The organism is Neisseria sp. HMSC067G12, from assembly GCF_001812725.1.
GTDB lineage: Bacteria > Pseudomonadota > Gammaproteobacteria > Burkholderiales > Neisseriaceae > Neisseria > Neisseria perflava.
On the sequence record NZ_KV810202.1, the window covers coordinates 14,252 to 39,226 of the forward strand.

Genomic DNA, 24,975 nt, shown 5'->3' on the forward strand with positions numbered 1-24,975 from the left:
TTTGCAGTGATTGGACAAGGTTGAAATCTGCTATAATTCCATCCAATCCGCAACCGTCTGACAAGGCGGTTGTTTTCTTTGTTTTTTGAATATTTTTTACGAAAGCGAAAGTCGCAATGACTGCACAACAAGCCCCTTTGGGCGAAAAAACCATGGCCGTGCTGATGGCGATGTTGGTCGCGTTGATGCCGTTTTCTGTCGATGCTTATCTGCCTGCGATTCCCGAAATGGCGAAGTCGCTGGGTTCGGACATCCACCGTATCGAGCAAAGCCTGAGCTTTTTTATGTTTGGCGTGGCGTTTGGCCAGGTGGTCGGCGGTTCGATTTCGGATATTAAAGGTCGCAAACCGGTGGCCTTGGTGGGCTTGAGCATTTACTTTGCCGCCGTTGTCGGTTTGGCGATGGTGAATAATGTCGAGCAGCTGCTGAACTTGCGTGCCGTGCAGGCGTTTGGCGCAGGGATGACTGTGGTGATTTCCGGTGCGATGGTGCGCGATTATTATTCCGGACGCAAAGCCGCGCAGATGTTTGCCTTAATCGGCATTATTCTGATGATTGTGCCGCTGCTGGCGCCGATGATTGGTGCAGGCTTGCAGAATTTGGGCGGCTGGCGCATGATTTTCGGTTTTCTGGCCTGCTATTCGCTGCTGCTTTGGGGATTGATGTGGTATTTCCTGCCCAAGCCGCACCAAAAAGGCAAAATCAGCATGGATGTGTTCGGCGTGGTAGCCGGCAGGTTTAAACGTGTTTTGAGAACACGCGCCGCGATGGGCTATCTGTTTTTCCAAGCTTTCAGTTTTGGTTCGATGTTTGCCTTTTTGACCGAATCATCGTTCGTGTACCAACATCTGTATCATGTTTCACCAAACCAATATGCTTGGATATTTGCGCTCAATATCATTACCATGATGTCGTTTAACCGCGTTACCGCATGGCGTTTGAAAACCGGTACGCATCCGCAAAACATCCTCAAATGGGGCATTATCGTCCAATTTTCCGCCAATCTGCTGATGACGGTTTTGGTGTTGTCGCTGTCTTTGCCGCCTTTGTGGGCTTTAGTGCCATGTGTGATGTTTTCAGTCGGTACGCAAGGCTTGGTCGGTGCGAACACTCAGGCCTGCTTTATGAGCTATTTCAGTGCAGAGGGCGGCAGCGCAAATGCGGTTTTAGGCGTGTTCCAATCCCTTGTCGGCGCATCGGTCGGTATGGCAACGACTTGGCTGCATAATGGTTCCGCCTTGGTAATGGCCGGTATGATGTTAAGCTCGACCGTATGCGGTATCGTACTGTTGTGGATTTGCTCGCATCAGGCTTGGATGGAAAACGATAAAAAAGAATATGTTTAACCTTCAGGCCGTCTGAAAAACGGTTTCAGACGGCCTCGACTTTATATTGAAGAAATTAACCATGAGTACCAGCAAACAACGCCCCATCGGCGTATTCGATTCCGGTGTCGGCGGCTTGACCAACGTCCGCGCCCTGATGGAACGCCTGCCGATGGAAAACATCATCTATTTCGGCGATACCGCACGCGTTCCCTATGGCACCAAATCCCGCGCCACCATCGAAACCTTCGCCATGCAGATTGTCGATTTCCTGCTGGAAAACGATGTCAAAGCACTCGTCATCGCGTGCAACACCATCGCTGCCGTTGCCGGACAAAAAATCCGCCAAAAAGCAGGCAATATGCCCGTATTGGACGTCATTTCCGCCGGTGCGGAAGCTGCTTTGCAAACCACTAAAAACAACCGAATCGGCATTATCGCGACCAACACCACCGTCAACAGCAATGCCTACGCGCGTGCCATCCATTCAAAAAACAACGACACGCTGGTGCGCACACAAGCCGCGCCCCTGCTTGTGCCATTGGTAGAAGAAGGCTGGCTCGATCACGAAGTCACCCGCCTGACCGTGCGCGAATACTTGAAGCCGCTTTTGGCCGACGACATTGATACGCTGGTGTTGGGTTGTACCCACTTCCCACTGCTCAAACCGCTTATCGGCTGCGAAGCACAAAACGTTACCTTGGTCGACTCCGCCATCACCACCGCCGAAGCCACCGCCAAAGCCTTGGCACAAGCAGGTTTGCTGAACACAGAAAACGACAATCCGGATTACCGTTTCTACGTCAGCGACATCCCCCTGCGCTTCCGTACCATCGGCGAACGCTTCTTGGGCAGAAGTATGGAACAAATTGAAATGGTTACATTGGGTTGATGAGTAATATTAAAGGCCGTCTGAAATTTCAGACGGCCTTTGCTTTATAGCAAACTCGAAATTTAAGCCACGAAATCCAAGCCTATGTCCAACGAGCGGCTGCTGTGGGTCAGATAGCCGAGGGCGATACCGTCCACGCCGGTTTGCGCTACGCGCTTCAGGCGGTCGAAGCCGATGCCGCCCGATGCTTCGCAATAGACGGTGTGGGGGTGGGCGGTTTGCGTGTGGCAGCGGTTTGCGGCTTCTTTCAAGGTTTCGTCGTCCATGTTGTCCAGCAAAATCCGTTCCGCGCCCGCCGCGATGGCTTCGTCCAGTTGTGCCAATGTGTCCACTTCGATTTCCACGCAGGTCAACGGTCCGACCGCCTGTTTTGCCTGCTGCACGGCTTGGGCGATACTGCCGCAATAGGCGAGGTGGTTGTCTTTGATGAGCACGGCGTCGTCCAAGCCCATGCGGTGGTTTGTGCCGCCGCCTGCTCTGACGGCGTATTTTTGCAGGACGCGCAGCAGGGGGATGGTTTTGCGGCTGCACACGATGTCTGTACCGTATTCGGCGACTTCGGCAACGGCACGTGCGGTGGCGGTGGCGATGCCGCTCAAGTGCGTAAGGTAGTTGAGCGCGGTGCGTTCGGCGGCGAGCAGGGCGCGGGCGTTTCCTGCGATGGTGGCAAGTGTCTGACCTACGCAAACGGCTTGCCCATCTTGGATTTCGGCTTGGAAACGGACGGACGGATCCATCGTCTGAAAGGCAAGACGCGCCAAATCCATGCCGGCGATAACGCCGTCTTTGCGGCTGACGAGGAAAAGTTTGGCGGTTTTGTCGGGAGTGATAACGGCGGCGGACGTAACATCGCCTCGCCTGCCTAAATCTTCGCTCAAGGCTTGTTCTACCATGGGGCGCAACAGGGTATCGGGTAGAGGAAGAAGATTGTTTTCAGACGACATGAAGGTTCCTTTGTTGAAAAATATTGATATTTGCCTGATGGGACAAAATTTAATTTGAGGCCGTCTGAAAATCAGTTAGTGGCTACCCAGCGGCAGTCCAATATCAGAAATCAGCTGATCGGGTAGGACGTCGTCGCGGAATCGGTAAAGCTGTGCAGGACGGCCTTTACTGCCTGATACGCCGGTATCCGACGGCTCGATGAGGTTTTGCTGCTGAATCTGGCGGCGGAAGTTTTGCTTGTGCAGCAATCTGCCGCTGATGGCTTCGACGCTGTTTTGCAGTTGCAGCAGTGTGAATTCGGGCGGCATCAGTTCAAAAATCACGGGGCGGTATTTGATTTTGGCTCGTAGGCGGGATAAGGCTGTCGCCAGTACGCGGCGGTGGTCGTGGCGCATAGGCTGCCCCGTGAGTGAGAAATTGAAGTTTTCCTGAGACTCGGCTGCTTCCGCTATCAGGCCGCTTTCGTATAGCATTTCATAGCGTTGCAAAACGTATTCTTCCGACCAATTTTCAGGTTCTACCCCCCAGCACAATTGAATGCGCTTGAGCCGCTTCTGGCGCACTTCCTCCGTATCCGCCGAGTTTGCCCAAATGCGCAGGCGGCTGACGATGGTATCGCGCAGCCCGCCGTCAGTGCGCAAATCTTCCCACGGAAAATAGCAGTAGCAGTCCTGCCATTTCGCATCCGGGTGCAGGATGCTGTCGGCTGCCTCGCGCACCAGTCCCAAATAGCTGACGTACAAGACAGGTAGGCCTTGCTCGTTTTGACGGCGCGTATCTACAAACGTATAAAGCTGTTCTACATAGCCCATAGGCTGTGATGTCTGTTTGGCAACCCACATCCTGACTCCTGCTTGCAGAGAGTGGCGAAGCGGTGCAAGCAGGCCATTGGGTAATAGCTCTCCTTTGGCAACTGTCAAAACCCTCAAGCTGCCATTTGTAATGGCAATCAGTACAGGAACAAGCTCGACGATACTTTGCGTATTGGCTGCTGTTTCAGGATAGGCATCCATGCGTGGCTTTCATTCAAGAGGAAACCTTATTGTAAACCAAAGCGGTTTTCAGACGACCTTGCTTATTATACTCAATTTGAGCATAATATAAAAATATTTCAAAATATAAACGGCAAATCTTTATGCCGTCTGAAAAACCAGCCATAAGGAAGTCTCATGCAAACCGCCGCCCGCCGCTCGTTCGATTACGATATGCCCCTCATCCAAACACCGACTTCCGCCTGCCAAATCCGTCAGGCGTGGGCAAAGGTTGCCGACACGCCCGACCGCGAAACGGCAGGTCGTCTGAAAGACGAAATCAAGGCTTTGCTGAAGGAGAAAAACGCGGTCTTGGTAGCGCATTATTATGTTGATCCGCTGATTCAGGATTTGGCTTTGGAAACGGGCGGATGCGTGGGCGATTCGTTGGAAATGGCACGCTTCGGCGCGGAACACGAAGCCGATACGCTGGTGGTGGCGGGCGTACGCTTCATGGGCGAGAGCGCAAAAATCCTCTGTCCTGAAAAAACAGTGCTGATGCCTGATTTGGAAGCAGAATGTTCTTTGGATTTGGGTTGTCCGGAAGAAGCGTTTTCAGCGTTTTGCGACCAACACCCCGACCGCACGGTCGTTGTGTACGCCAACACTTCCGCCGCCGTGAAAGCGCGTGCCGATTGGGTGGTAACGTCTTCGGTGGCGTTGGAAATCGTATCGTATCTGAAATCGCGCGGTGAGAAGCTGATTTGGGGACCCGACCGCCACCTCGGCGACTATATCCGCCGCGAAACGGGCGCGGATATGCTGTTGTGGCAGGGTTCGTGCATCGTCCACAACGAATTCAAAGGGCAGGAATTGGCAGCGTTGAAGGCGGAACACCCCGACGCGGTGGTACTGGTTCATCCCGAATCGCCGCAAAGCGTCATCGAGCTGGGCGACGTGGTCGGCTCGACCAGCAAACTACTGAAAGCCGCCGTATCGCGCCCCGAAAAAAAATTCATCGTGGCGACCGATTTGGGCATCCTGCACGAAATGCAAAAGCAGGCGCCCGACAAAGAATTTATCGCCGCACCGACGGCGGGCAACGGCGGAAGCTGCAAAAGCTGCGCGTTCTGCCCGTGGATGGCAATGAATTCGCTGGGCGGCATCAAACACGCCCTGACGAGCGGGCACAACGAAATCCTGTTGGACAGAAAGCTGGGCGAAGCCGCCAAACTGCCTTTGCAGCGTATGCTCGACTTCGCGGCAGGGCTGAAGAAAAAAGATGTGTTCAACGGCATGGGACCCGCCTGATTTGCTGTCAATATTGCCGTTTCAGACGGCCTCTCAAACAAGGACAACACCATGCAAACCGATTGCGACGTATTGATTGCCGGAAACGGGCTGGCGGCACTGACGCTCGCCCTGTCGCTGCCTGAATCGTTCCGCATCGTCATTTTGTGCAAAAACCGGCTGGACGACACCGCCAGCCGTCATGCGCAAGGCGGGATTGCGGCGGCGTGGTCGGGAGAGGACGACATCGAAAAACACGTCGCCGATACTTTGGAAGCGGGCGCAGGTTTGTGCGACGAAGCTGCCGTCCGCACCATCCTGTCGCAAGGCAAACCGGCAATCGAATGGCTGCTGGCGCAGGGCGTGGCATTCGACCAAAATAATAATGACTTGCACCTGACGCGCGAAGGCGGGCACACCTGCCGCCGAATCGCCCACGTCGCCGACTACACGGGCGAAGCAGTCATGCAGAGCCTGATTGCCCAAATACGCCGCCGCCCGAGCATCCGCGTTTGCGAGCGGCAGATGGCGTTGGACATCCAAACCGAATCGGGTGCAGCGTGCGGACTGACCGTCCTCGACCGCCGAGCGCAAGAAACCTACAGCATCCGTGCCAGCCATACCGTACTCGCAGGCGGCGGCTTGGGACAGATTTACGCCGCCACCACCACGCCGCCCGAATGCACGGGCGACGCCATCGCCATGGCGATACGCGCAGGTTGCGCAGTCGAAAACCTCGAATTTATCCAATTCCACCCTACAGGCTTGGCAAGGTCGTCTGAAAACGGCCGTACCTTCCTGATTTCCGAAGCCGTACGCGGCGAAGGCGGCATCCTGACCAACCAAGCGGGCGAACGGTTTATGCCGCATTACGACCGCCGCGCCGAACTCGCGCCGCGTGACATCGTTGCCCGCGCCATCGCCGCCGAAATCGCCAAGCAAACGCAAGACTTCGTCTCGCTCGACATCAGCCGCCAACCCGCAGCGTTCGTCCGCCAGCATTTCCCGTCCATCCATCGGCACTGCCTGTCCCAATGCGGCTTGGACATCACGCGCCAAGCCATCCCCGTCCGCCCCGTGCAACACTATACCTGCGGCGGCATCCAAACCGACCCCAGCGGCAGAACCTCCCTGCCGCAGCTCTACGCCTTAGGTGAAACAGCCTGCACCGGCTTGCACGGAGCCAACCGCCTCGCCAGCAACTCCCTACTCGAATGCGTCGTTACCGCCAGACTTGCCGCCCAAACCATCGCGGACGGACAAGCATTCCAAGCTGTACCGTCCCAAAGGTCGTCTGAAAGCCCCTCTGTTGAAGCAGGTATCTTTTCAGACGACCTCCAAAACACCTTCAGCCGTCCCGCCCTGCAAGCGTTCAACCAACGCCATCTCGGCATCCTCCGCAACGATACCGGCCTGAGCCGCGCCATCGCCCAACTGCGGCTTTGGAAGCAAAACCAAGCCGAGCCGCACACCGCGTCTGAATACGAAAACCGCAACCTACTCGAATGCAGCCTCGCTGTCGCCCAAGCCGCATACAGGCGGAGACAGAACATAGGCGCGCATTTTAATAGTGATTGTTAAGGTTGGCAGGTCATAGAAAGTCGTTCAAATAAATTTGAATAGCATGGTTGAAAAGTTGGTATTCAGTCTTTATGGTTGCGTAAGTTGGGTTATCATTCTGTTCTAAAATCAGAAAGGCCGTCTGAAATATTTTTTAGACGGCCTTTTACTTCCTTAATATTTTATCTGTCTGATTGTTCCCATACGTTTTGCAGGTAGGCGTAGGTCAGGTCGGCAGTGTCGGATACCAGCGCGATGTCGCTGCCCAAATCTTCGGCTTTGCCCACGCCGATGGGCAATGCGCCGGCGGCTTTGATGGCGGCGACGCCGGCGGCGGCGTCTTCAATGCCAATGCATTGGCGGATGTCCGCGCCTACGCCCTCGGCTGCTGCGAGGAAGATGTCGGGGGCGGGTTTGGAATGCGCGACGGCGGCAGGGTCGGCAATGGCGTCGAAGAAGTGGGTCAGCCCCATGCGTTCCAGCAGAAACGGACCGTTTTTACTGGCGGACGCGAGGGCGATTTTTTTGCCGTTTGCTCTCAATGCTTCCAGCAGCGGCAAAATGCCGGGGTATACGTCTTCGGGTTTGACTGCCTGAATCATCTCGACGTAGTTGTCGTTTTTACGGCGGGTCAGTTCGGCAAACTCGACTTCGCTGACGGTTTTGCCGCCGTGCGCGAGGATGCGTTTGAGCGAATCGTCGCGCGATACGCCTTTGAGTTGCTCGTTAAACTTGCGGTCGATGCTGATGCCCAGTTCTTCGGCAAGCTTTTTCCATGCGCGGTAGTGGTATTCGGCGGTGTCGGTAATGACGCCGTCGAGGTCAAATAGGACTGCGGTAAAAGTCATTTTGTGCCCTCCTTATTTTTCCAACGCGACAGTGTGGCTGCCGTTGAGCGTGATGTCTTTGCCGTACACCTGCAAATCTAGCGGCTCGCCTTTGAGCAGGGTGAAGACGACGTTTTCTTTGCCGACGGCGACTTTAATCAGACGGCCTCGGTAGTTGATATGGAAGGCGTAGCCTGTCCATGCGCTCGGCAGGAACGGTGCGAAGCTGAGTTTGCCGCCCCAAGTTTTCATTTGGGCGAAACCTTGGACGATGGCGAGCCACGAGCCGGTCATAGAAGTAATGTGCAGGCCGTCTTCGGTGTCGTTGTTGTAGTTGTCCAAGTCCAGGCGGGCAGTGCGCTGGTACATTTCCACGGCTTTTTCTTCTTTGCCCAGTTCGGCGGCGAGGATGGAGTGGATACATGGAGACAACGAGCTTTCATGAACGGTCATCGGTTCGTAGAAGTCGAAGTTGCGGCGTTTTTCGTCGATATTGAAACGGTCGCCGAAGAAGTAGATGCCTTGCAATACGTCCGCCTGTTTGATGAAGGGCGAACGCAGGATTTTGTCCCACGACCATTTCTGGTTGAGCGGCAAATCGTCGGGCGAAAGCGCGGACACGGGGCGGATGTCTTTGTCGAGGAAGCCGTCGTGTTGGACGAATACGCCGAGTTCTTCGTCATGCGGACGGTACATATTCGCGCTGATGTCCGCCCATTTTTCCAGCTCGGCGGCACTCACGTTCAAATCCGGACGCGGGTATTTCGCCAAGGCTTCGTGGGTGTAATCCAATACCCATGCAGCGAGGGTGTTGGTGTACCAGTTGTTGTTGATGTTGTTTTCGTATTCGTTCGGGCCGGTTACGCCGTGAATCATGTATTTGCCGTTGCGTTTGGAAAAGTGGACGCGGTCCGCCCAGAAGCGGGACACTTCGACCAAGACTTCCAAGCCTTCTTTGGCAAGATAGCTTTCGTCGCCGGTGTAGTTGGTGTAGTTGTAGATGGCGTAAGGAATCGCGCCGTTGCGGTGGATTTCCTCGAAGGTGATTTCCCATTCGTTGTGGCACTCGATGCCCGTAAACGTCACCATCGGATAGAGTGCGCCTGCCAAGCCTTGTTCGCGCGCGTTGTGTTGCGCCTGCGGCAGTTGGTTGCGGCGGTATTGCAGCAGGTTGCGGGTAACTTCGGGTTCCGCTAGTGCGAGGTAGAGCGGCACGGCGTAGGCTTCGGTGTCCCAATAGGTCGCGCCGCCGTATTTTTCGCCGGTAAAACCTTTGGGGCCGATATTCAGGCGCGCGTCTTCGCCGTAGTAGGTGGAGAACAGTTGGAACAGGTTGAAGCGGATGCCTTGTTGCGCTTCGTCGCTGCCTTCGATGACCACGTCGGCGATTTCCCAACGGTGCAGCCAGCCTGCTTTGTGTGCGTCCAGCAAGGTTTCAAATGCAACGCCTGCGATTTTTTCCGACAAGGCGCGACCTGCGGCTTTCACTGCTTCCAAGCCCTGATAATCGCGGCTGGTAGTAACAATCACGCGTTTTTCAAAGGTTTCGGGCGTGCTGCCGACTTTAGCTTCAAAAGAATTGGAGACCTGCCAGTCGGTTTGGCTGCCGCCAAGGGCTTTGAAGCTGCCGGCGAAGGTTTGCTCGGCGTTGACGATGAATTGTTCCACGCCGAAGGGATTAGCGACGGTTTGGGTGGCAATGTAGGAGAGGCCGTCTGAAACGCCTTTGTCCAATACCTGCCAGAATTTTTCTTCATAGTTGGAGTCTTCGTTTTTCACATCGGCGTCGATGATGGAATCGATGCGGACTTGGTGGGTTTTGCCGTCAACGGATACGGCTTCCCAGCGGATAACCGCCAGCTCTTTTTGCGCGACGGACAGGAATTTGCACACATCGAAACGCACGCCGAATACGGTGAACGAGCGGCGCAACACGCCGTGCTGCATATCGAGTTCGATGGAGAAGTCGGCAACGTCGTTTTTCGCCAAGTCCACTTCCTGATTGTCGACAAAGATTTTAACTTTGCTGAAATTGAGCGCATTGATGGCTTTGCCAAAATATTTAGGATAGCCGTTTTTCCACCAACCGACGCGGGTTTTGTCGGGGAACCAAACACCGGCGATGTAGGTGCCCAAGTGGCTGTCGGCGGAGTAGGTTTCTTCAAAGTTGCCGCGCATACCCATATAGCCGTTGCCCAAACTGGTCAGGCTCTCTTGCAGCCGTTTGTATTCTTTTTCCAGTTTTGCCGAACGCAATGTCCAAGGGCTGATTTCCATGATTCTTGTGTACATTTATGAAGCTCCTGTTATTAAAATCGTAAGTTCGGCAAAGGTTTCAGACGGCCTTTGCCGATGGTATGGATGGATTATTCGCCGTGGGTCTCTTTAATCAGACATACAGAGAAGGCTCCCAGCAGCAAGACTGCTGCTGCAACCAAGAACATGGTTGCCTGATGGCTGCCCAGCATAGGGAAGAGGATAAAGCTCAGCAGGGAGGCGACGATTTGAGGCATACAGATAGAGCCATTAAACAGACCCAAATAAGTACCCATGTGTTTGCCGGAGAGGGCATTGGTTACAATCGTCAAAGGATAGGTAATGATACCTGCCCACGCGATGCCGATTAAGGTATAAGACAGGATTAATGCGTATTGATTGTGGATAAAGAAAATAGAGAAGAAACCGAGCGCGCCCAGAGCCAGACAACCGAAATAACCGGCTTTATGGTATTTATTCGGTACTTTTGCCAGAATAAACGAACATATGACGGCAGCAATGGATTGCACCGCCGCCAAAACGCCGTACCAGTTGCCTGCTTCTTGGTAGCCTACGGAAGAGGCATCGGTTGTCTGCCAAACGTTTTCTGCAATCGCGCCTGCCGAGTAAGTCCACATATATTGGAAGGCGAACCAGCAGAAGAATTGCACCAAAGTCACCGTCCAAAACGCTTTAGGCGCGGTTTTCAAAAGTTCGAACCAGTTGGCTTTTTCCTGATTCGCGGCGACATCGATGCCGTGATAGCGGGCGTAGGTTTCCGGATCGTATTCTTTGACTTTGAAGATGGTGAACGCACTGGTAATAATCAGCAACGCTGCGCCCACATAGAATGCTACGACCACGGTTTGCGGTACGACGCCTTTTTCGGCCGTGTTCGCCAAACCGATATACGCAAACACAAACGGCAGAATCGCCGCCACAACCGCGCCCGTATTCGCTAAGAAACTTTGAATCCCGTAGGCGTAGCTTTTCTGCTCCTCGTTGACCATGTCGCCGACCATCATTTTAAACGGCTGCATTGCCATATTGGAGGATACGTCCAACAGCGCAATCATCAGCGCGCCAAACGACAAAGCCGCCAAGGAAGCGTAGCCAAAACCGAAGCTGCCCGAGTTCGGCATCAGAATCATGACGATAACCGCAATCAGCGTACCGTAAAGCAGATAGGGCAGACGGCGGCCGCCCAGGCGCGGCATCCAGGTGCGGTCTGAGTAGTAGCCCACAATCGGCTGAACCAACATACCGGCCAGCGGCGGCAGAATGAAAAACCAGCCCAAATTGTGCGGGTCGGCGCCTAAAGTTTGAAAAATTCGGCTCATTTGTGAGCTTTGCAGGGTAAAGGCCGTCTGAACGCCGAGATAGCCGAAGCTCAGCATCCAAATCGTACTTTTTGCCAGTGACGGCAAACCTTGTTTTGCTGTTTTTTGCGTATGTTCCGACATGAGGTAAATCCTTTTTTTGAAAAGTATTTTTATTGAGAAATCTGAAATGTTCCTTGGTGTGGTGTTCTCTGTCGTTATTGTTTGTGTACGTACTTTCAAGGATATAGGTGCATTTTATGAAGCGCGCCAGATATTGGCAATGCCAGTTCAAGGATAAACTGGCTTAAATCAAATTTTCTGCGGTTTGGCATTGATACCGTCGGGCAATGAGGGTATCGATTCGGCTCGGTGTATATTTTGATGCTTATTTCTATTTTCAGACGGCATTTGAACAAGCAAGTATTTGGGCAATAGGTTAAAATGGGCCGTCTGAAATTTGTTTGACGGAAACGAGAAAACTATGTCCCAACAATACGTCTATTCTATGCTGCGCGTGAGCAAGGTTGTGCCGCCGCAGAAAACCATTATTAAAGACATTTCCCTTTCATTTTTTCCCGGTGCAAAAATCGGTTTGCTCGGTTTGAACGGTGCGGGTAAATCTACTGTACTGCGGATTATGGCGGGAGTGGATAAAGAATTTGAGGGCGAAGCCGTGCCGATGGGCGGCATTAAAATCGGCTACCTGCCGCAAGAGCCTGAGCTTGATCCTGAGAAAACCGTACGCGAGGAAGTGGAAAGCGGTTTGGGCGAAGTGGCTGCCGCTCAGAAACGCTTGGAAGAAGTGTATGCCGAGTATGCCAATCCTGATGCGGATTTTGACGTGTTGGCGGAAGAACAAGGCCGCTTGGAAGCGATTATTGCGGCGGGTTCGTCTACCGGCGGCGGTGCGGAACACGAATTGGAAATCGCTGCCGACGCGCTGCGTCTGCCTGATTGGGATGCCAAAATCGGCAATTTGTCCGGCGGTGAAAAACGTCGTGTGGCTTTGTGCAAACTCTTGTTGAGCAAGCCCGATATGCTTTTGTTGGACGAGCCGACCAACCACTTGGACGCAGAATCTGTCGAATGGCTGGAGCAATTCTTGGTACGCTTCCCAGGTACCGTGGTTGCGGTAACGCACGACCGCTACTTCCTCGACAACGCCGCCGAATGGATTTTGGAACTCGACCGCGGACACGGTATTCCGTGGAAAGGCAATTACTCGTCTTGGCTGGAGCAGAAAGAAAAACGTTTGGAAAACGAGGCGAAATCCGAAGCTGCGCGCGTGAAAGCGATGAAGCAGGAATTGGAATGGGTGCGCCAAAATGCCAAAGGCCGCCAAGCCAAGTCCAAAGCGCGTTTGGCGCGTTTTGAAGAAATGAGCAACTACGAATACCAAAAACGCAATGAAACGCAGGAAATCTTTATCCCTGTTGCCGAGCGTTTGGGTAACGAAGTGATTGAATTTGTGAACGTTTCCAAATCGTTTGGCGATAAAGTGTTGATTGACGATTTGAGCTTCAAAGTACCTGCTGGCGCGATTGTTGGCATCATCGGTCCGAATGGCGCAGGTAAATCGACGCTGTTTAAAATGATTGCGGGCAAAGAGCAGCCTGATTCCGGCGAAGTGAAAATCGGGCAAACCGTGAAAATGAGCTTGATTGACCAAAGCCGCGAAGGTTTGCAAAACGACAAAACCGTGTTCGACAACATTGCTGAAGGCCGCGACATTTTGCAGGTTGGTCAGTTTGAAATCCCTGCCCGCCAATATTTGGGACGCTTCAACTTCAAAGGCAGCGACCAAAGCAAAATCGCAGGTCAATTGTCTGGCGGCGAACGCGGCCGTCTGCACTTGGCAAAAACCTTGTTGAGCGGCGGCAATGTCTTGCTGCTGGACGAACCGTCCAACGACCTCGACGTAGAAACTCTACGCGCGTTGGAAGACGCATTGTTGGAATTTGCCGGTAGCGTGATGGTGATTTCGCACGACCGCTGGTTCCTCGACCGTATCGCTACGCATATCTTGGCTTGTGAAGGCGACTCTAAATGGGTGTTCTTTGACGGCAACTATCAGGAATACGAAGCCGACAAGAAACGCCGTTTGGGCGAAGAGGGCGCGAAACCGAAACGTATCCGTTACAAACCGGTAACACGTTAATTAGGTTTGAACCAAAAGGCCGTCTGAAACTTTTAATGTTTCAGACGGCCTTTTATTTTTGATGTTTATGATTGTTTTCTTAATTGCGGATGATTTTCCAATGTATCAATGATGATTTCAATCATGCGGGGGGCGGTTTGCGCCAAATCGAAGCCTTGACCTGAAGAAAGCCAGCGCCAAATCAAGCCGTCTAATGAAGACTTGATGAAGATGACTGCCATATCGATATCTAAATTATCCGCCAACGCTTTTTGTTGTACCGCATCAGTCAGGACAGCAACGATTTTTTCACGCCATAGCGATTGGTGTTTTTTAGCGATGGCAATGACCGCCTCGTTTTGCTCGGTGTGTTCGCATTTTAAAAACAAAATGCTGTGGAATTTATAGTGAAGATCGTTGTGTTGCAGGCGCTCGAAGAAACGGGTCAGAGTTAGTCGGAAGCTTGACCAAGCCTGTTCGTTATTGTTGTTCGAGTCTTCTTTTATGCAGCTTTCGATGTCGTCGCAAATCCGTTGGAACAAGGCGTCAAACAAATCTTCTTTGTTTTTGAAATGCCAATACAGCGCGCCGCGCGTTACGCCTGCGGCTTGGGCAATTTCGTTAAGCGAGTTGCGGGCAATGCCTTTCTGATAAAACGTATCCAATGCGGCAAGCATGAGATATTCTTTGGTTTTTAAGGCTTCGGTTTTGGTTCTTCTCATAGTTGTTTTGTGGGGAATGTAAATTTATGGTTCGGATTATAAAAAATTACTTCTGAAAATGCAAGAATGTATGTATAATTTAATTCAATACTTGATAGTGTTTCTCAACACTATATAATCAGCCTGTTTTTCATAAAAGCAGGCAATTTCTGTTTGCGAAATATGAGATTAAAGTAATCAATTTTTAATTAGTCAAACCCTTATTTATCATAGAGATAGGAAAATTATGGCTCTTTATGCTTCTAAAATGATGCGTGTCGTATCGATTGCGGCGGCTACTGCATTGGCGCTTTCTGCTTGCGGCAAAGGCGATGAGAAGGCAGCCGGCCAACAGGCGCAAGGCAGTCAGCAACAGCAAAATCAACCTGCCCCTGAAGTCCGCGTGGTTACCGTGCATCCGGAAACCGTTGCATTGACAACCGAGTTGCCGGGCCGTCTGGAATCATTGCGTACTGCTGAAGTTCGCGCCCAAGTCGGCGGTATTTTGCAAAAACGCCTATTCCAAGAGGGCAGCTATGTGCAAGCCGGTCAGCCTTTATACCAAATCGACAGCTCGACTTATGAAGCAAACTTAGAAAGCGCACGCGCCCAGTTGGCGAGTGCGCAAGCGACTTTGGCCAAAGCGAATGCCGACTTGGCCCGCTACAAACCGCTGGTTGCCGCCGATGCCATCAGCCAACAGGAATATGATGCAGCCGTAACCGCCAAGCGCTCAGCCGAGGCAGGCGTCAAATCTGCACAAGCAGCTATCAAATCTGCCGGTATCAGCCTGAACCGCTCCCGCATTACTGCGCCGATTTCCGGCTTTATCGGTCAATCTAAAGTTTCTGAAGGTACGCTGTTGAATGCCGGCGATACCACCGTTTTGGCCACCATCCAACAAACCAATCCGATGTATGTCAACGTTACCCAATCTGCCAGTGAGGTTATGAAACTGCGTCAACAGGTTGCTGAAGGCAAATTGTTGGCGGCAAACGGCGCGATTGCAGTGGACATCAAATTTGACGACGGTACGGTTTACCCTGAAAAAGGCCGTCTGCTGTTTGCAGATCCGACTGTTAACGAAACGACCGGTCAAATTACCTTGCGCGCTGCCATTCCTAATGACAGAAATATCTTGATGCCGGGCTTGTATGTACGCGTATTGATGGAGCAAGTGGCTGTTGATAATGCATTTGTAGTGCCGCAACAAGCAGTTACCCGCGGTACAAAAGATACTGTGATGGTGGTGAATGACAAGAGCGAAATGGAAGCGCGTGTCGTGACCGTAGCCCAACAGCAAGGTACTAATTGGGTGATTACAGACGGCCTGAAAGACGGCGACAAAGTGGTTGTCGAAGGTACCAGCATTGCCGCTATGTCAGGTGCTAAAAAGGTAACGCCGAAAGAATGGACGCCGCCTGCAAACGCCGCAGCGGCAACCCCGGCAGTTTCAGACGGCCAGGCTGCATCCGAGGCCAAGCCTGAAGCTAAAGCTGCATCTGAAGCCAAATAAGGAACGCGTGAATGTCTAAGTTTTTTATTGACCGCCCCATCTTTGCATGGGTTATTGCGATTTTTATCATCGCAGCGGGTATTTTCGGCATTCAAAAACTGCCAATTTCCCAATATCCGTCCGTTGCAGCACCGACCATTACTTTGAGCGCTACTTATCCGGGCGCTTCTGCTCAGGTAATGGAAGACAGCGTACTGGCCGTTATCGAACGTAATATGTACGGTGTGGAAGGTTTGGACTATATGACGACTTCTGCTAATTCCAGCGGCAGCGGCAGCGTCAGTCTGACGTTTACACCGGAAACCAATGAAGATTTGGCGCAGGTAGACGTGCAGAACAAATTGTCGGAAGTGTTGTCCACATTGCCCTCTACCGTACAGCAATATGGTGTAACCGTATCTAAAGCGCGTTCCAACTTCTTGCAAGTGGTCATGCTTTCTTCTGAAAAGCAATCCATTGAGGAAATGAACGATTACGCCCAGCGCAATATCATTCCTGAACTGCAGCGTATCGACGGCGTAGGGCAGGTACAATTGTTTGGTGCGCAACGCGCCATGCGTATTTGGGTTGACCCGAAAAAACTGCAAAACTACAACCTGTCTTTTGCAACGGTAACCAACGCACTGGCTACTCAAAATATCCAAATTTCTGCAGGCTCTATCGGCTCTTTGCCGGCGGCTGCAGGTCAGACCATTTCAGCAACTGTGACGGCTCAAGGTCAGCTGAGCACTGCTGAAGAGTTTGGCAACATCATTTTGGTATCCAATACTGACGGCTCGAATGTCTATCTGAAAGACGTTGCCAAAGTCAGCTTGGGTATGCAGGACTATTCTACTTCCACACGTTTGAACGGCGTGAATACCACCGGTATGGCAGTGATGCTGTCCAACAGCGGTAACGCTTTGGCAACGGCGACTGCCGTGAAAGAAAAAATGGCAGTTTTGCAGAAGTATTTTCCAGACGGCATGAGCTGGAAAGTTCCTTACGATACTTCCAAATTTGTGGAAATTTCGATTGAGAAAGTGATCCATACGCTTTTGGAAGCCATCGTATTGGTATTCTTAGTGATGTATCTCTTCCTGCAAAATATCCGCTATACGCTGATTCCGACTATTATCGTGCCGATTTCCCTGTTGGGCGGTTTTGCCTTTATCTCATATATGGGTATGTCGATTAACGTATTGACCATGTTTGCGATGGTATTGGTAATTGGTATTGTGGTCGATGATGCGATTGTGGTCGTTGAAAACGTTGAGCGTATTATGGCGAGCGAAGGTCTGCCGCCTAAGGCTGCAACCAAAAAAGCGATGGGTCAGATTTCCGGCGCGGTTATCGGTATTACTGCCGTGTTGATGTCCGTATTTGTGCCGCTGGCGATGTTTAGCGGTGCAACCGGTAACATTTACAAACAGTTTGCCTTGACTATGGTGGCATCGATCGGCTTCTCCGCATTTCTTGCCTTGACGCTGACTCCGGCATTGTGTGCCACCATGCTCAAACCGATTCAGAAGGGTCATCACGAAGAGAAAAAAGGTTTCTTCGGTTGGTTTAACAAGAAATTCGACAACTGGACACACGGCTACGAAGGCTGGGTTGCCAAAGTCTTGCGCAAGACTTTACGCATGATGGTTGTCTATATTGGTTTGACTGTTGTGGGCGTATTCCTGTTTATGCGTCTGCCGACTTCCTTCTTGCCGACTGAAGACCAAGGTAACTTGATGTTGAGCGTACAGCTGCCTGCCGGCGCAACCAAAGAGCGTACCGATGCAACTTTGGCTCAAATCACTCAACTGGCGAAATCTGTACCTGAGATCGAGAACATTATTACCGTTTCCGGCTTTAGTTTTAGCGGTTCCGGCCAAAACATGGCTTTGGGCTTTGTCATTCTGAAAGACTGGAGCGAACGTACTGCTCCGGGCAGCGATGCGACTTCTATTTCCGGTAAGTTGACCGGTATGATGATGGCTACGCTGAAAGACGGTTTCGGTTTGGCGATTGTGCCTCCTGCCATTATGGAATTGGGTACAGGCTCCGGCTTAACGATTTACCTGCAAGACCGTAACAACAGCGGCCATGCTGCATTGTTGGCCAAGCGCAATGAGCTGATTGACAAAATGCGCAAAAGCGGTTTGTTTAACCCAAGTACCGTTCGTGCGAGCGGTTTGGAAGATGCGCCTCAGTTGAAAATCGACATCGACCGCTCTGCCGCAGCCGCACAAGGTATTTCGTTCTCTGACATCCGTACTGCTTTGGCTTCTTCTTTGGGTTCGTCTTATGTAAACGACTTCCCGAATCAAGGCCGTCTGCAACGCGTGATGGTACAAGCTGATGCGAGTGCCCGTATGCAGCCTGCCGATATTCTGAACTTGACCGTGCCGAATAAATCCGGTGTTGCCGTACCGCTTTCTACCATTGCTACTGTTTCTTGGGAAAACGGTATGGAACAAAGCGTCCGCTTCAATGGTTATCCTGCAATGGAGCTTTCCGGCTCGCCTGTTAATGGCGTGTCTTCCGGTCAAGCCATGGCTGCGGTACAGCAAATGGTTGATGACATGGGCGGCGGTTACAGTCTGGAATGGGGCGGTCAGTCTCGTGAAGAGGCCAAAGGCGGATCGCAAACTGTCGTATTGTACGCATTGGCTGCTGCCGCTGTATTCTTGGTATTGGCTGCTTTGTATGAAAGCTGGTCTATCCCGTTGGCGGTTATCCTTGTGATTCCGTTGGGCTTGATTGGCGCGGCATTGGGCGTGACCGGCCGCAACATGTTTGAAGCGCTGCTGGGCAGTATTCCGGCATACGCCAACGATATCTACTTCCAAGTCGGTTTCGTTACGGTGATGGGTTTGAGTGCGAAAAACGCGGTTTTGATTATTGAGTTTGCCAAAGACCTGCAAGCGCAAGGCAAGAGCGCGCTTGAAGCTGCGCTTGCCGCCGCACACTTGCGTTTCCGTCCGATTATCATGACTTCGTTTGCCTTCATCTTGGGCGTGGTACCGCTTTATGTTGCCAGCGGTGCCAGCTCCGCCAGCCAACGTGCGATTGGTACGACCGTGGTCTGGGGTATGTTGATCGGTACGATTCTGTCTGTGTTCCTTGTGCCTTTGTTCTATGTGGTTGTGCGCAAATTCTTTAAAGAAACCGCACACGAGCATGAGATGGCCGCCAAACACGCCGCTGAAGCCGGCATGATTGAAGACGGTAAACAAGATTCAGACAAGCACTAAAGCAAAGGCCGTCTGAAAAATTTTCAGACGGCCTCAAAATGCTAAAGGATTCTAAAATGAAGAAGATTACATTCAAACCTGTACTGACCGCCGTTGCCGCCGCCGTGGCTTTGTCGGCCTGTACCATGATGCCGAAATATGAGCAGCCTCAAGTTGCCGTGGCCGATACGTTTAAATACGACACTGTTGACGACGGTATCCGTGCAGCCGAATTGGGTTGGCAAGATTACTTTGCCGATCCTCGCCTTCACCGCCTGATCGACATCGCATTGGAACGCAATACCGATTTGCGTACAGCCGCGCTGAATGCGGAAATCTACCGCAAGCAATACATGATTGCGCGTAATAATTTGTTGCCAACCGTCAATGCCAGCGGTACAGGTTCGCGTCAAGGCAGTTTGAGTGGCGGCAGCGTTAGCAGCCAATACAGCGTGGGTTTGGGCGCAGCCTCTTATGAGCTTGACCTCTTCGGCCGTGTCCGCAGCACCAGCGAAGCCGCGTTGCAAGGTTATTTCAATGTGGCCGCCAACCGCGATGCCGCGCATCTGACCTTGATTTCTACCGTTGCCAAAGCCTACTTTAACGAACGCTACGCTGAAGAAACCATGGCATTGGCACAACGCGTATTGCAAACCCGTGAAGCGACTTACAAGCTCTCGCAATTACGCCATAAAGCCGGTGTGATTTCCGCCGTTGATTTGCGCCAACAGGAAGCCCTGATTGAATCGGCCAAAGCCGATTACGCATCTGCGGTAAAAAACCGCGAGCAAGCGCGAAATTCCTTGGCTATGTTGATTAATCAACCTTTGCCTGAAGACTTGCCTGCCGGTTTGCCTTTGAACAAACAGTTCAAAATGACCAAACTGCCTGCCGGTTTGAGTTCGGACCTGTTGCTCAACCGTCCGGATATCCGTGCGGCCGAACACGCGCTCAAACAAGCCAATGCCAATATCGGTGCGGCACGTGCGGCGTTTTTCCCGCGCATCAGCCTGACCGGTTCTGTCGGTACCGCTTCCGGCGAGTTGAGCGGCCTGTTTAAGAGCGGCACGGGTATTTGGGCTTTTGCACCATCCATCACTCTGCCTATCTTTGATTGGGGCACAAACAAAGCCAATCTTGACGTAGCCAAACTGCGCCAACAGGCACAAATCGTTGCTTATGAAGCCGCTGTTCAATCCGCATTCAAAGACGTTTCCAATGCGTTGGTTGCACGCGAACAGCTGGATAAAAGCTATGCCGCTTTGAGCAAACAAAGCCGTGCCTACAACGACAGCCTGCGCCTCATCAGCCTGCGCTACAAACATGGCGTATCCAGTGCATTGGATTTGCTGGATGCCGAGCGCAGCAGTTACGGCGCAGAAACTGCTCTTTTGGCTAATCAGCTGACCCGTTTGGAAAACCTTGCCGATTTGTATAAAGCACTTGGCGGCGGTTTGAAACGCGAAACCAAAGCTGCTGAATAAGTATTTGCTAAGATTAAAAGGCCGTCTGAAACATTTAGGTTTCAGACGGCCTTTTTGTTATGCAGCAATTCTAAGCTTTTAATTTCTCACTTAAAGAACCGACATAGGCTGCGCGTTCGTTACGGCTGGCTTCGGGCTGGTGTGTGTTGAGCGAAGACCATTTGCGGTTGCTACGCGCTTTGTTGAGTTCGCTTGGCAATTTGGCCGTATTCCATGGCGCTTTGCGTTCTTTTAGCTCGATATGTGATTGAGCCGCGTGGCCGCGCGTTTGCAAGACGTGCAATAAATCCAGTGCGCGTGCGGCGAGCAGGGTAAGGGTTTCCGGATCAGTATGCAGGGTTTGTCGGCCGTTGATTTTGTCGGTGATGTCTTGGGCATTGGGCAAAATGCCGCCCAACAGGCCGCCGATGGCCGTACCCAAACCAAGTGAGCCGCCAAGCGTGGCAATATCCAAGCCTAAGCCGATGAGTGCACCTGCGGTTGCGCCGGTACCGGTACGGATGCCGTAATGTTTGAGCAATTCGCTGTCAAACGGATCTTGTTTGAAGGCTTTGGGCATCCATGTGCTGTCACTGCCGACTTCGTCGTGATAGAAGCGGTAAAGTGTGAACAGGCGTTGTTGCATTTGCCGCTCAAGTTGGCGGATTTCCGATTGCATGACTTCCAAAGTCGGGGCAGGGTCGTCGTTTTCGGCAATTTCTTGGGTAAATGCGGCGGCATCCAGCAGAAAATCGGCAATTTCACGACGCGCTTCCGTATCCAGCCGTTGCCACTCGCGCCGGCGCATATTGATGAGGCGGTCGAGGATGTCGCGCTTAGGTAACATGGTGGCAAGGTTGTCCCACAATCGGATTTCGCCTTCAAAGTCGAAGGCAACGGTATCGAAACCGGCGTAAACATGCAGGTTTCTGCGGGCGAGCATATTGGTCCAAGCGCTCAGGTCTTGATTTTGGGTGAAGTTGAACACGGGCATGATGGGCTTGGCGCACCAAGACAAAATGGTCAGCTCGTCTTTGTATTTGTCGAGGACGGGTTCCCGCGCATCGATGACGTACATGGCCATATCGCTTTGCATGACTTGGCGCAGCACTTTGGCCTCTTGGTTGAATTCGTGATGCGCTTCATGATTGCTGAGGAATTGCTGAATGCGCTCAATACCGTCATCGCGTGCAGATGTGTGGGTTTCCAGCCAATCCAACACGCCGCCGGCATCTTCAAGGCCGGGTGTATCGTAGAGGTAAACCAAGCTGTCGTCGCCGTCGTTGATAAGGGCTTCTTCGACATGGCGCGTGGTAGAGGGCGCGTTTTTCACTTCACCGAAGGTGCTGTCGCGCAAAAGCGTACGTAAGAGCGAGGTTTTGCCTGTGTTGGTATGGCCGACGACGGCAAGGGAAAGTGGGGTGGTCATGGTCTTTGGGTCGGGTTGATATGGACTATGAATGTGTGAGTATGGAGCCGTTTATCTTTAGTGGCAATATATGTTTCAGACGGCCCTAAATTTTTTATATATGGGCGAAAATAGCAAGAAAAAGAGGGGAATAGCGACTTTGTTGTTTTTTAGCAAAATACTTGAAAATAGATAGGAAAACAGTTGACAGGAGGGTAGAAGGATAGGATAATTCGCGCCGTTGAGTTGCTTGATGCAGCTTGATTTTTCTCCTCTATTTCTCCTTTGTAGACTTGGCGCATATCAAAACGGTATGCGCATTTTTTTATCTGCATTGAAACATGATTACATTTAAGATCTGTAAATCGAATAATTAAGAAACTTTACAAGAAAAATACTTGCGCGGTTGAAGCTCTTGTTGCATAATTCGTTTCGTTAGCTGGTTCGAGTAGTCAGTTAATAGTTTCTCCTCTATTTCTCCTTTGTAGACTTGGCACACATTCTGTCGGATGTGTGCATTTTTTTTGCCTATTTAAAATAAAGGCCGTTTGAATGTTGTAATCTTTCAGACGGCCTTTGTTTATCGAATAGAATTAGATGTCTAATACTACTTCTTCTTTGACTTCTTCCATGACAACATAGCTGCGGCTTTCGGCTGCAGCCGGCAGTTGCAGCAGGATATTGCCGAGCATATCGCGATAGGCGGACATATTGGGCAGGCGGACTTTGATAAGGTAGTCGTATTCGCCAGAGACCAAGTGGCATTCTAGAATTTGCGGAATCTTCAGCACTTCGCGTTTGAAGTCTTCAAAAATATTGCCGGATTTGGAGCGCAGTTTTAGCTCGACAAAGACCAAGAGGCTTTGGCCTAAAGCATGAGGATTCAGATGGGCGTGATAGCCGGTAATGAGGTTGTCGCGTTCCAAGCGACGGACGCGTTCGGTTACTGGCGTAGTGGAGAGGCCGACTTTTTCAGCCAATTCAGTCATGGGGATACGTGCATTTTGTTGTAGGAGCTTGAGGATTTTTAAGTCGGTTTTGTCGAGTTCTTTCATGGCCTTGATGTCTGTCGTTTTCATTTGGATTGAATCATAACCTTAAAACAGGCTGAGAAGAAGCATAAATGCCTAAAGGTGCGCATGAGTTCTAAAATATGAATAGATTATTCTTGTGTATTTCATGGAATCCTGTGTAGTTTTTGACCTATAATATTTACTTCAAAGTAATAGGGCAGGCCGTCTGAAACGGAATGCCGATAAGAGGAATACATTATGCGTCCGCTCAATGCGCAAATCCGTTTGGATAATTTACGTCAAAATTATCGTTTTCTCAAAGAGTTGCATGGCAATAAATTGTTGGCCGTGATTAAGGCCGATGCTTACGGGCATGGTGCGGTCAGATGTGCACACGCGTTGGCGGATATTGCCGACGGCTTTGCGGTGGCAACGGTAGATGAAGGCGTGGAATTGCGTCAAAACGGCATTAAAAATCCGATTGTTTTGTTGGAAGGCGTGTTTGAGGCTGCGGAATATGCGGATGTTGACCGTTATGATTTGTGGCCGGCAATCGGTAGCCAATGGCAGTTGGAGGCGTTTGTGCATCATGAGTGGCAACGTCCGACGACCGTATGGCTGAAAATGGACTCGGGTATGCACCGTGCCGGTTTCTTTCCGCATAACTATGCCGCCGCCTATACTGCATTGAAACAATCCGAATCGGTTGAAAACATTGTGAAATTCAGCCATTTTGCCTGCGCGGACGAACCGGAAAACGGCATGACCGAAATGCAGCTTGAAGCGTTTGATTTGGCGTGTGAGGGTTTGGAAGGCGAAGAGAGCTTGGCGAATTCCGCCGCGATTTTGAACGTGCCTGAAGCGCGGCGCGATTGGGGACGTGCCGGTCTGGCCTTGTATGGTATTTCGCCTTTCGGCGGCGTGGATGAGCGTTTGAAACCTGTTATGCGCCTGACTTCCCGTGTTTTCGGCGAGCGCGTGTTGCAACCGCATTCTCCGATTGGCTACGGCGCAACGTTCTACACCAGCAAATCTATCCGTGTCGGTTTGATTGCCTGCGGCTATGCCGACGGTTATCCGCGTCGCGCTTCCACTAATTCCCCTGTGGCAGTGGATGGCAAACGCAGCCGTATTATCGGCAGGGTATCTATGGATATGATTACGGTTGAGCTGGAAGCATCGAAAGAGGGCTTGGGCGCGGAAGTCGAGCTTTGGGGCGATGTGATTAATATCAATGAAGTTTCCGAAGTTGCCGGTATGATTCCGTACGAAATTCTCTGCAATATCAAACGTGCGAAGTTTACTTATATCGAGTAAGCAGTAAAAGATGAGGCCGTCTGAAATGTGTTTTCAGACGGCCTTTTTATTAGCTGCAATTAAAACGATTCGTCAGCGCGTAGATAACGCCATTTGCCCGGCGGCAGTCTGCCGAGTTTGACTTTACCCATGCGGATGCGTTTCAAACCGACGACACGCAGGCCGACCAGTTCGCACATGCGGCGGATTTGGCGTTTTTTGCCTTGTCGCAAAATAAAGCGCAACTGGTCTTCGTTTTGCCATTCGACTTTGGCGGGGCGCAATTTTTCTCCGTCCAAACTCAAGCCGTGGTTGAGTAGGGCGAGGCCTTTATCGTCCAGTTTGCCACGGACGCGGACAAGGTATTCTTTTTCGCTGCTGCTGTTTTCACCAATCAGTTGTTTGGCAATGCGGCCGTCCTGAGTGAGTACTAACAATCCGACGGAGTCGATATCTAAGCGGCCGGCAGGGGCTAAGCCGAATTTGTGTTTTTCGCTGAAAGGGATACGGCTGTCATCGCCTTCCCAATGGTTTTCGGCGGTAATGAGTTCTGCGGCGGATTTATAGCCTTTTTCTGCCTGCGCGCTGACGTAGCCGACGGGTTTATTCAGAAGGATGGTTACGCGCGCTGCTTGTTTTTCATGGGCTTGTTTGTTGAGGTCGATGCGGTCGCGCTCGGTGACTTTTTGACCGAGTACGGCGGTTTGACCGTTGACTTTGACCCAGCCTTGCTCGATGTAACTGTCTGCCTCGCGGCGCGAGCATAAGCCCAATTGCGCCATGCGTTTGGAGAGGCGCATGGTTTCGGAATCGTTGTTTTGCATGGTATGGCAATATAGAGAAATGGGAA

19 protein-coding genes are annotated in these 24,975 nt (G+C 51.7%); 9 read left to right on the forward strand and 10 right to left on the reverse strand.

Annotation, left to right across the window (positions count from 1 at the left end):
* The first annotated feature begins 116 nt into the window (after positions 1-116).
* Positions 117-1,346, forward strand: coding sequence for a multidrug effflux MFS transporter (locus HMPREF2871_RS06785; RefSeq protein ID WP_049343926.1), 1,230 nt, complete (start codon positions 117-119; stop codon positions 1,344-1,346).
* A 61-nt stretch (positions 1,347-1,407) separates the two neighbouring features.
* Positions 1,408-2,217, forward strand: a complete 810-nt coding sequence (murI, locus tag HMPREF2871_RS06790; RefSeq protein ID WP_049343929.1) for a glutamate racemase — start codon at positions 1,408-1,410, stop codon at positions 2,215-2,217.
* 62 nt (positions 2,218-2,279) lie between these two features.
* Here murI and nadC read toward each other — a convergent pair whose 3' ends face one another.
* The 3 genes from nadC to HMPREF2871_RS11970 form a co-directional block, all read right to left on the reverse strand.
* On the reverse strand, positions 2,280-3,161 hold the full coding sequence (gene nadC / locus HMPREF2871_RS06795) for a carboxylating nicotinate-nucleotide diphosphorylase (RefSeq protein ID WP_049343930.1): 882 nt from the start codon (positions 3,159-3,161) through the stop codon (positions 2,280-2,282).
* Between the two features lie 75 nt (positions 3,162-3,236).
* Positions 3,237-4,175 carry an NUDIX hydrolase gene (locus HMPREF2871_RS06800; RefSeq protein ID WP_049343932.1) on the reverse strand — a complete coding sequence of 313 codons (939 nt, stop codon included), beginning with the start codon at positions 4,173-4,175 and terminating at the stop codon, positions 3,237-3,239.
* 13 nt (positions 4,176-4,188) lie between these two features.
* On the reverse strand, positions 4,189-4,320 hold the full coding sequence (locus HMPREF2871_RS11970) for a hypothetical protein (RefSeq protein WP_004520496.1): 132 nt from the start codon (positions 4,318-4,320) through the stop codon (positions 4,189-4,191).
* Between the two features lie 11 nt (positions 4,321-4,331).
* Here HMPREF2871_RS11970 and nadA point away from each other — a divergent pair, with 11 nt between their 5' ends.
* Both nadA and nadB read left to right on the forward strand, forming a co-directional pair.
* Positions 4,332-5,444 (forward strand): quinolinate synthase NadA, encoded by a 1,113-nt coding sequence (gene nadA / locus HMPREF2871_RS06805; protein ID WP_003747473.1) that lies wholly within the window; start codon positions 4,332-4,334, stop codon positions 5,442-5,444.
* A 51-nt stretch (positions 5,445-5,495) separates the two neighbouring features.
* Positions 5,496-7,004: an L-aspartate oxidase gene (nadB, locus tag HMPREF2871_RS06810; protein WP_004520497.1), complete on the forward strand. Its 1,509-nt coding sequence runs from the start codon at positions 5,496-5,498 to the stop codon at positions 7,002-7,004.
* 161 nt (positions 7,005-7,165) lie between these two features.
* On the opposite strand, the gene pgmB is transcribed toward nadB, so the two are convergent.
* The 3 genes from pgmB to HMPREF2871_RS06825 form a co-directional block, all read right to left on the reverse strand.
* Positions 7,166-7,831, reverse strand: a complete 666-nt coding sequence (gene pgmB, locus HMPREF2871_RS06815; RefSeq protein ID WP_049336215.1) for a beta-phosphoglucomutase — start codon at positions 7,829-7,831, stop codon at positions 7,166-7,168.
* Between the two features lie 12 nt (positions 7,832-7,843).
* Positions 7,844-10,102: a glycoside hydrolase family 65 protein gene (locus HMPREF2871_RS06820; RefSeq protein WP_049336213.1), complete on the reverse strand. Its 2,259-nt coding sequence runs from the start codon at positions 10,100-10,102 to the stop codon at positions 7,844-7,846.
* Between the two features lie 74 nt (positions 10,103-10,176).
* Positions 10,177-11,529 carry an SLC45 family MFS transporter gene (locus tag HMPREF2871_RS06825; protein WP_049343934.1) on the reverse strand — a complete coding sequence of 451 codons (1,353 nt, stop codon included), beginning with the start codon at positions 11,527-11,529 and terminating at the stop codon, positions 10,177-10,179.
* A gap of 340 nt (positions 11,530-11,869) precedes the next feature.
* Here HMPREF2871_RS06825 and ettA point away from each other — a divergent pair, with 340 nt between their 5' ends.
* Positions 11,870-13,546 (forward strand): energy-dependent translational throttle protein EttA, encoded by a 1,677-nt coding sequence (gene ettA, locus HMPREF2871_RS06830; RefSeq protein WP_070629653.1) that lies wholly within the window; start codon positions 11,870-11,872, stop codon positions 13,544-13,546.
* A gap of 65 nt (positions 13,547-13,611) precedes the next feature.
* Here the strand turns inward: ettA and HMPREF2871_RS06835 are convergent, their stop codons facing one another.
* Positions 13,612-14,247, reverse strand: a complete 636-nt coding sequence (locus tag HMPREF2871_RS06835) for a multidrug efflux system transcriptional repressor MtrR (RefSeq protein ID WP_049343935.1) — start codon at positions 14,245-14,247, stop codon at positions 13,612-13,614.
* A 226-nt stretch (positions 14,248-14,473) separates the two neighbouring features.
* Between HMPREF2871_RS06835 and HMPREF2871_RS06840 the strand changes: the two genes are divergently transcribed.
* From HMPREF2871_RS06840 to HMPREF2871_RS06850, 3 genes are read left to right on the forward strand one after another with little or no spacing between them, the layout of a single operon-like run.
* A complete protein-coding gene (locus HMPREF2871_RS06840) occupies positions 14,474-15,742 on the forward strand; it encodes an efflux RND transporter periplasmic adaptor subunit (RefSeq protein WP_070629650.1) in 1,269 nt (422 codons plus the stop codon).
* Between the two features lie 11 nt (positions 15,743-15,753).
* Positions 15,754-18,966 (forward strand): efflux RND transporter permease subunit, encoded by a 3,213-nt coding sequence (locus HMPREF2871_RS06845; RefSeq protein ID WP_070629648.1) that lies wholly within the window; start codon positions 15,754-15,756, stop codon positions 18,964-18,966.
* Positions 18,967-19,022: 56 nt separating this feature from the next.
* Positions 19,023-20,429, forward strand: coding sequence for an efflux transporter outer membrane subunit (locus HMPREF2871_RS06850; protein ID WP_141751226.1), 1,407 nt, complete (start codon positions 19,023-19,025; stop codon positions 20,427-20,429).
* Positions 20,430-20,499: 70 nt separating this feature from the next.
* On the opposite strand, the gene HMPREF2871_RS06855 is transcribed toward HMPREF2871_RS06850, so the two are convergent.
* Together HMPREF2871_RS06855 and HMPREF2871_RS06860 are read right to left on the reverse strand one after the other, a co-directional pair.
* Entirely contained in the window at positions 20,500-21,837 is a 1,338-nt protein-coding gene (locus HMPREF2871_RS06855) for a GTPase/DUF3482 domain-containing protein (RefSeq protein WP_049343940.1), read from the reverse strand.
* A gap of 572 nt (positions 21,838-22,409) precedes the next feature.
* Positions 22,410-22,871, reverse strand: a complete 462-nt coding sequence (locus tag HMPREF2871_RS06860; RefSeq protein ID WP_003747450.1) for a winged helix-turn-helix transcriptional regulator — start codon at positions 22,869-22,871, stop codon at positions 22,410-22,412.
* Between the two features lie 216 nt (positions 22,872-23,087).
* Here HMPREF2871_RS06860 and alr point away from each other — a divergent pair, with 216 nt between their 5' ends.
* A complete protein-coding gene (gene alr, locus HMPREF2871_RS06865; RefSeq protein ID WP_049336198.1) occupies positions 23,088-24,146 on the forward strand; it encodes an alanine racemase in 1,059 nt (352 codons plus the stop codon).
* A gap of 59 nt (positions 24,147-24,205) precedes the next feature.
* Here alr and HMPREF2871_RS06870 read toward each other — a convergent pair whose 3' ends face one another.
* The gene (locus tag HMPREF2871_RS06870; protein ID WP_004520512.1) at positions 24,206-24,949 is read right to left on the reverse strand and encodes a pseudouridine synthase; all 744 of its coding nucleotides are present in this window, start codon (positions 24,947-24,949) and stop codon (positions 24,206-24,208) included.
* Positions 24,950-24,975: the final 26 nt, after the last annotated feature.

Excerpts from the sequence above, each read along its gene's own strand:
- HMPREF2871_RS06845 (WP_070629648.1), top strand. The coding sequence starts at position 15,754 with ATGTCTAAGTTTTTTATTGACCGCCCCATCTTTGCATGGGTTATTGCG.
- HMPREF2871_RS11970 (WP_004520496.1), bottom strand. The coding sequence starts at position 4,320 with ATGGCTGGTTTTTCAGACGGCATAAAGATTTGCCGTTTATATTTTGAA.
- HMPREF2871_RS06820 (WP_049336213.1), bottom strand. The coding sequence starts at position 10,102 with ATGTACACAAGAATCATGGAAATCAGCCCTTGGACATTGCGTTCGGCA.
- HMPREF2871_RS06850 (WP_141751226.1), top strand. The coding sequence starts at position 19,023 with ATGAAGAAGATTACATTCAAACCTGTACTGACCGCCGTTGCCGCCGCC.
- HMPREF2871_RS06870 (WP_004520512.1), bottom strand. The coding sequence starts at position 24,949 with ATGCAAAACAACGATTCCGAAACCATGCGCCTCTCCAAACGCATGGCG.
- ettA (WP_070629653.1), top strand. The coding sequence starts at position 11,870 with ATGTCCCAACAATACGTCTATTCTATGCTGCGCGTGAGCAAGGTTGTG.
- HMPREF2871_RS06835 (WP_049343935.1), bottom strand. The coding sequence starts at position 14,247 with ATGAGAAGAACCAAAACCGAAGCCTTAAAAACCAAAGAATATCTCATG.
- HMPREF2871_RS06840 (WP_070629650.1), top strand. The coding sequence starts at position 14,474 with ATGGCTCTTTATGCTTCTAAAATGATGCGTGTCGTATCGATTGCGGCG.
- nadC (WP_049343930.1), bottom strand. The coding sequence starts at position 3,161 with ATGTCGTCTGAAAACAATCTTCTTCCTCTACCCGATACCCTGTTGCGC.
- HMPREF2871_RS06785 (WP_049343926.1), top strand. The coding sequence starts at position 117 with ATGACTGCACAACAAGCCCCTTTGGGCGAAAAAACCATGGCCGTGCTG.
- nadB (WP_004520497.1), top strand. The coding sequence starts at position 5,496 with ATGCAAACCGATTGCGACGTATTGATTGCCGGAAACGGGCTGGCGGCA.
- HMPREF2871_RS06860 (WP_003747450.1), bottom strand. The coding sequence starts at position 22,871 with ATGAAAGAACTCGACAAAACCGACTTAAAAATCCTCAAGCTCCTACAA.
- alr (WP_049336198.1), top strand. The coding sequence starts at position 23,088 with ATGCGTCCGCTCAATGCGCAAATCCGTTTGGATAATTTACGTCAAAAT.
- pgmB (WP_049336215.1), bottom strand. The coding sequence starts at position 7,831 with ATGACTTTTACCGCAGTCCTATTTGACCTCGACGGCGTCATTACCGAC.
- nadA (WP_003747473.1), top strand. The coding sequence starts at position 4,332 with ATGCAAACCGCCGCCCGCCGCTCGTTCGATTACGATATGCCCCTCATC.
- murI (WP_049343929.1), top strand. The coding sequence starts at position 1,408 with ATGAGTACCAGCAAACAACGCCCCATCGGCGTATTCGATTCCGGTGTC.
- HMPREF2871_RS06825 (WP_049343934.1), bottom strand. The coding sequence starts at position 11,529 with ATGTCGGAACATACGCAAAAAACAGCAAAACAAGGTTTGCCGTCACTG.
- HMPREF2871_RS06855 (WP_049343940.1), bottom strand. The coding sequence starts at position 21,837 with ATGACCACCCCACTTTCCCTTGCCGTCGTCGGCCATACCAACACAGGC.
- HMPREF2871_RS06800 (WP_049343932.1), bottom strand. The coding sequence starts at position 4,175 with ATGGATGCCTATCCTGAAACAGCAGCCAATACGCAAAGTATCGTCGAG.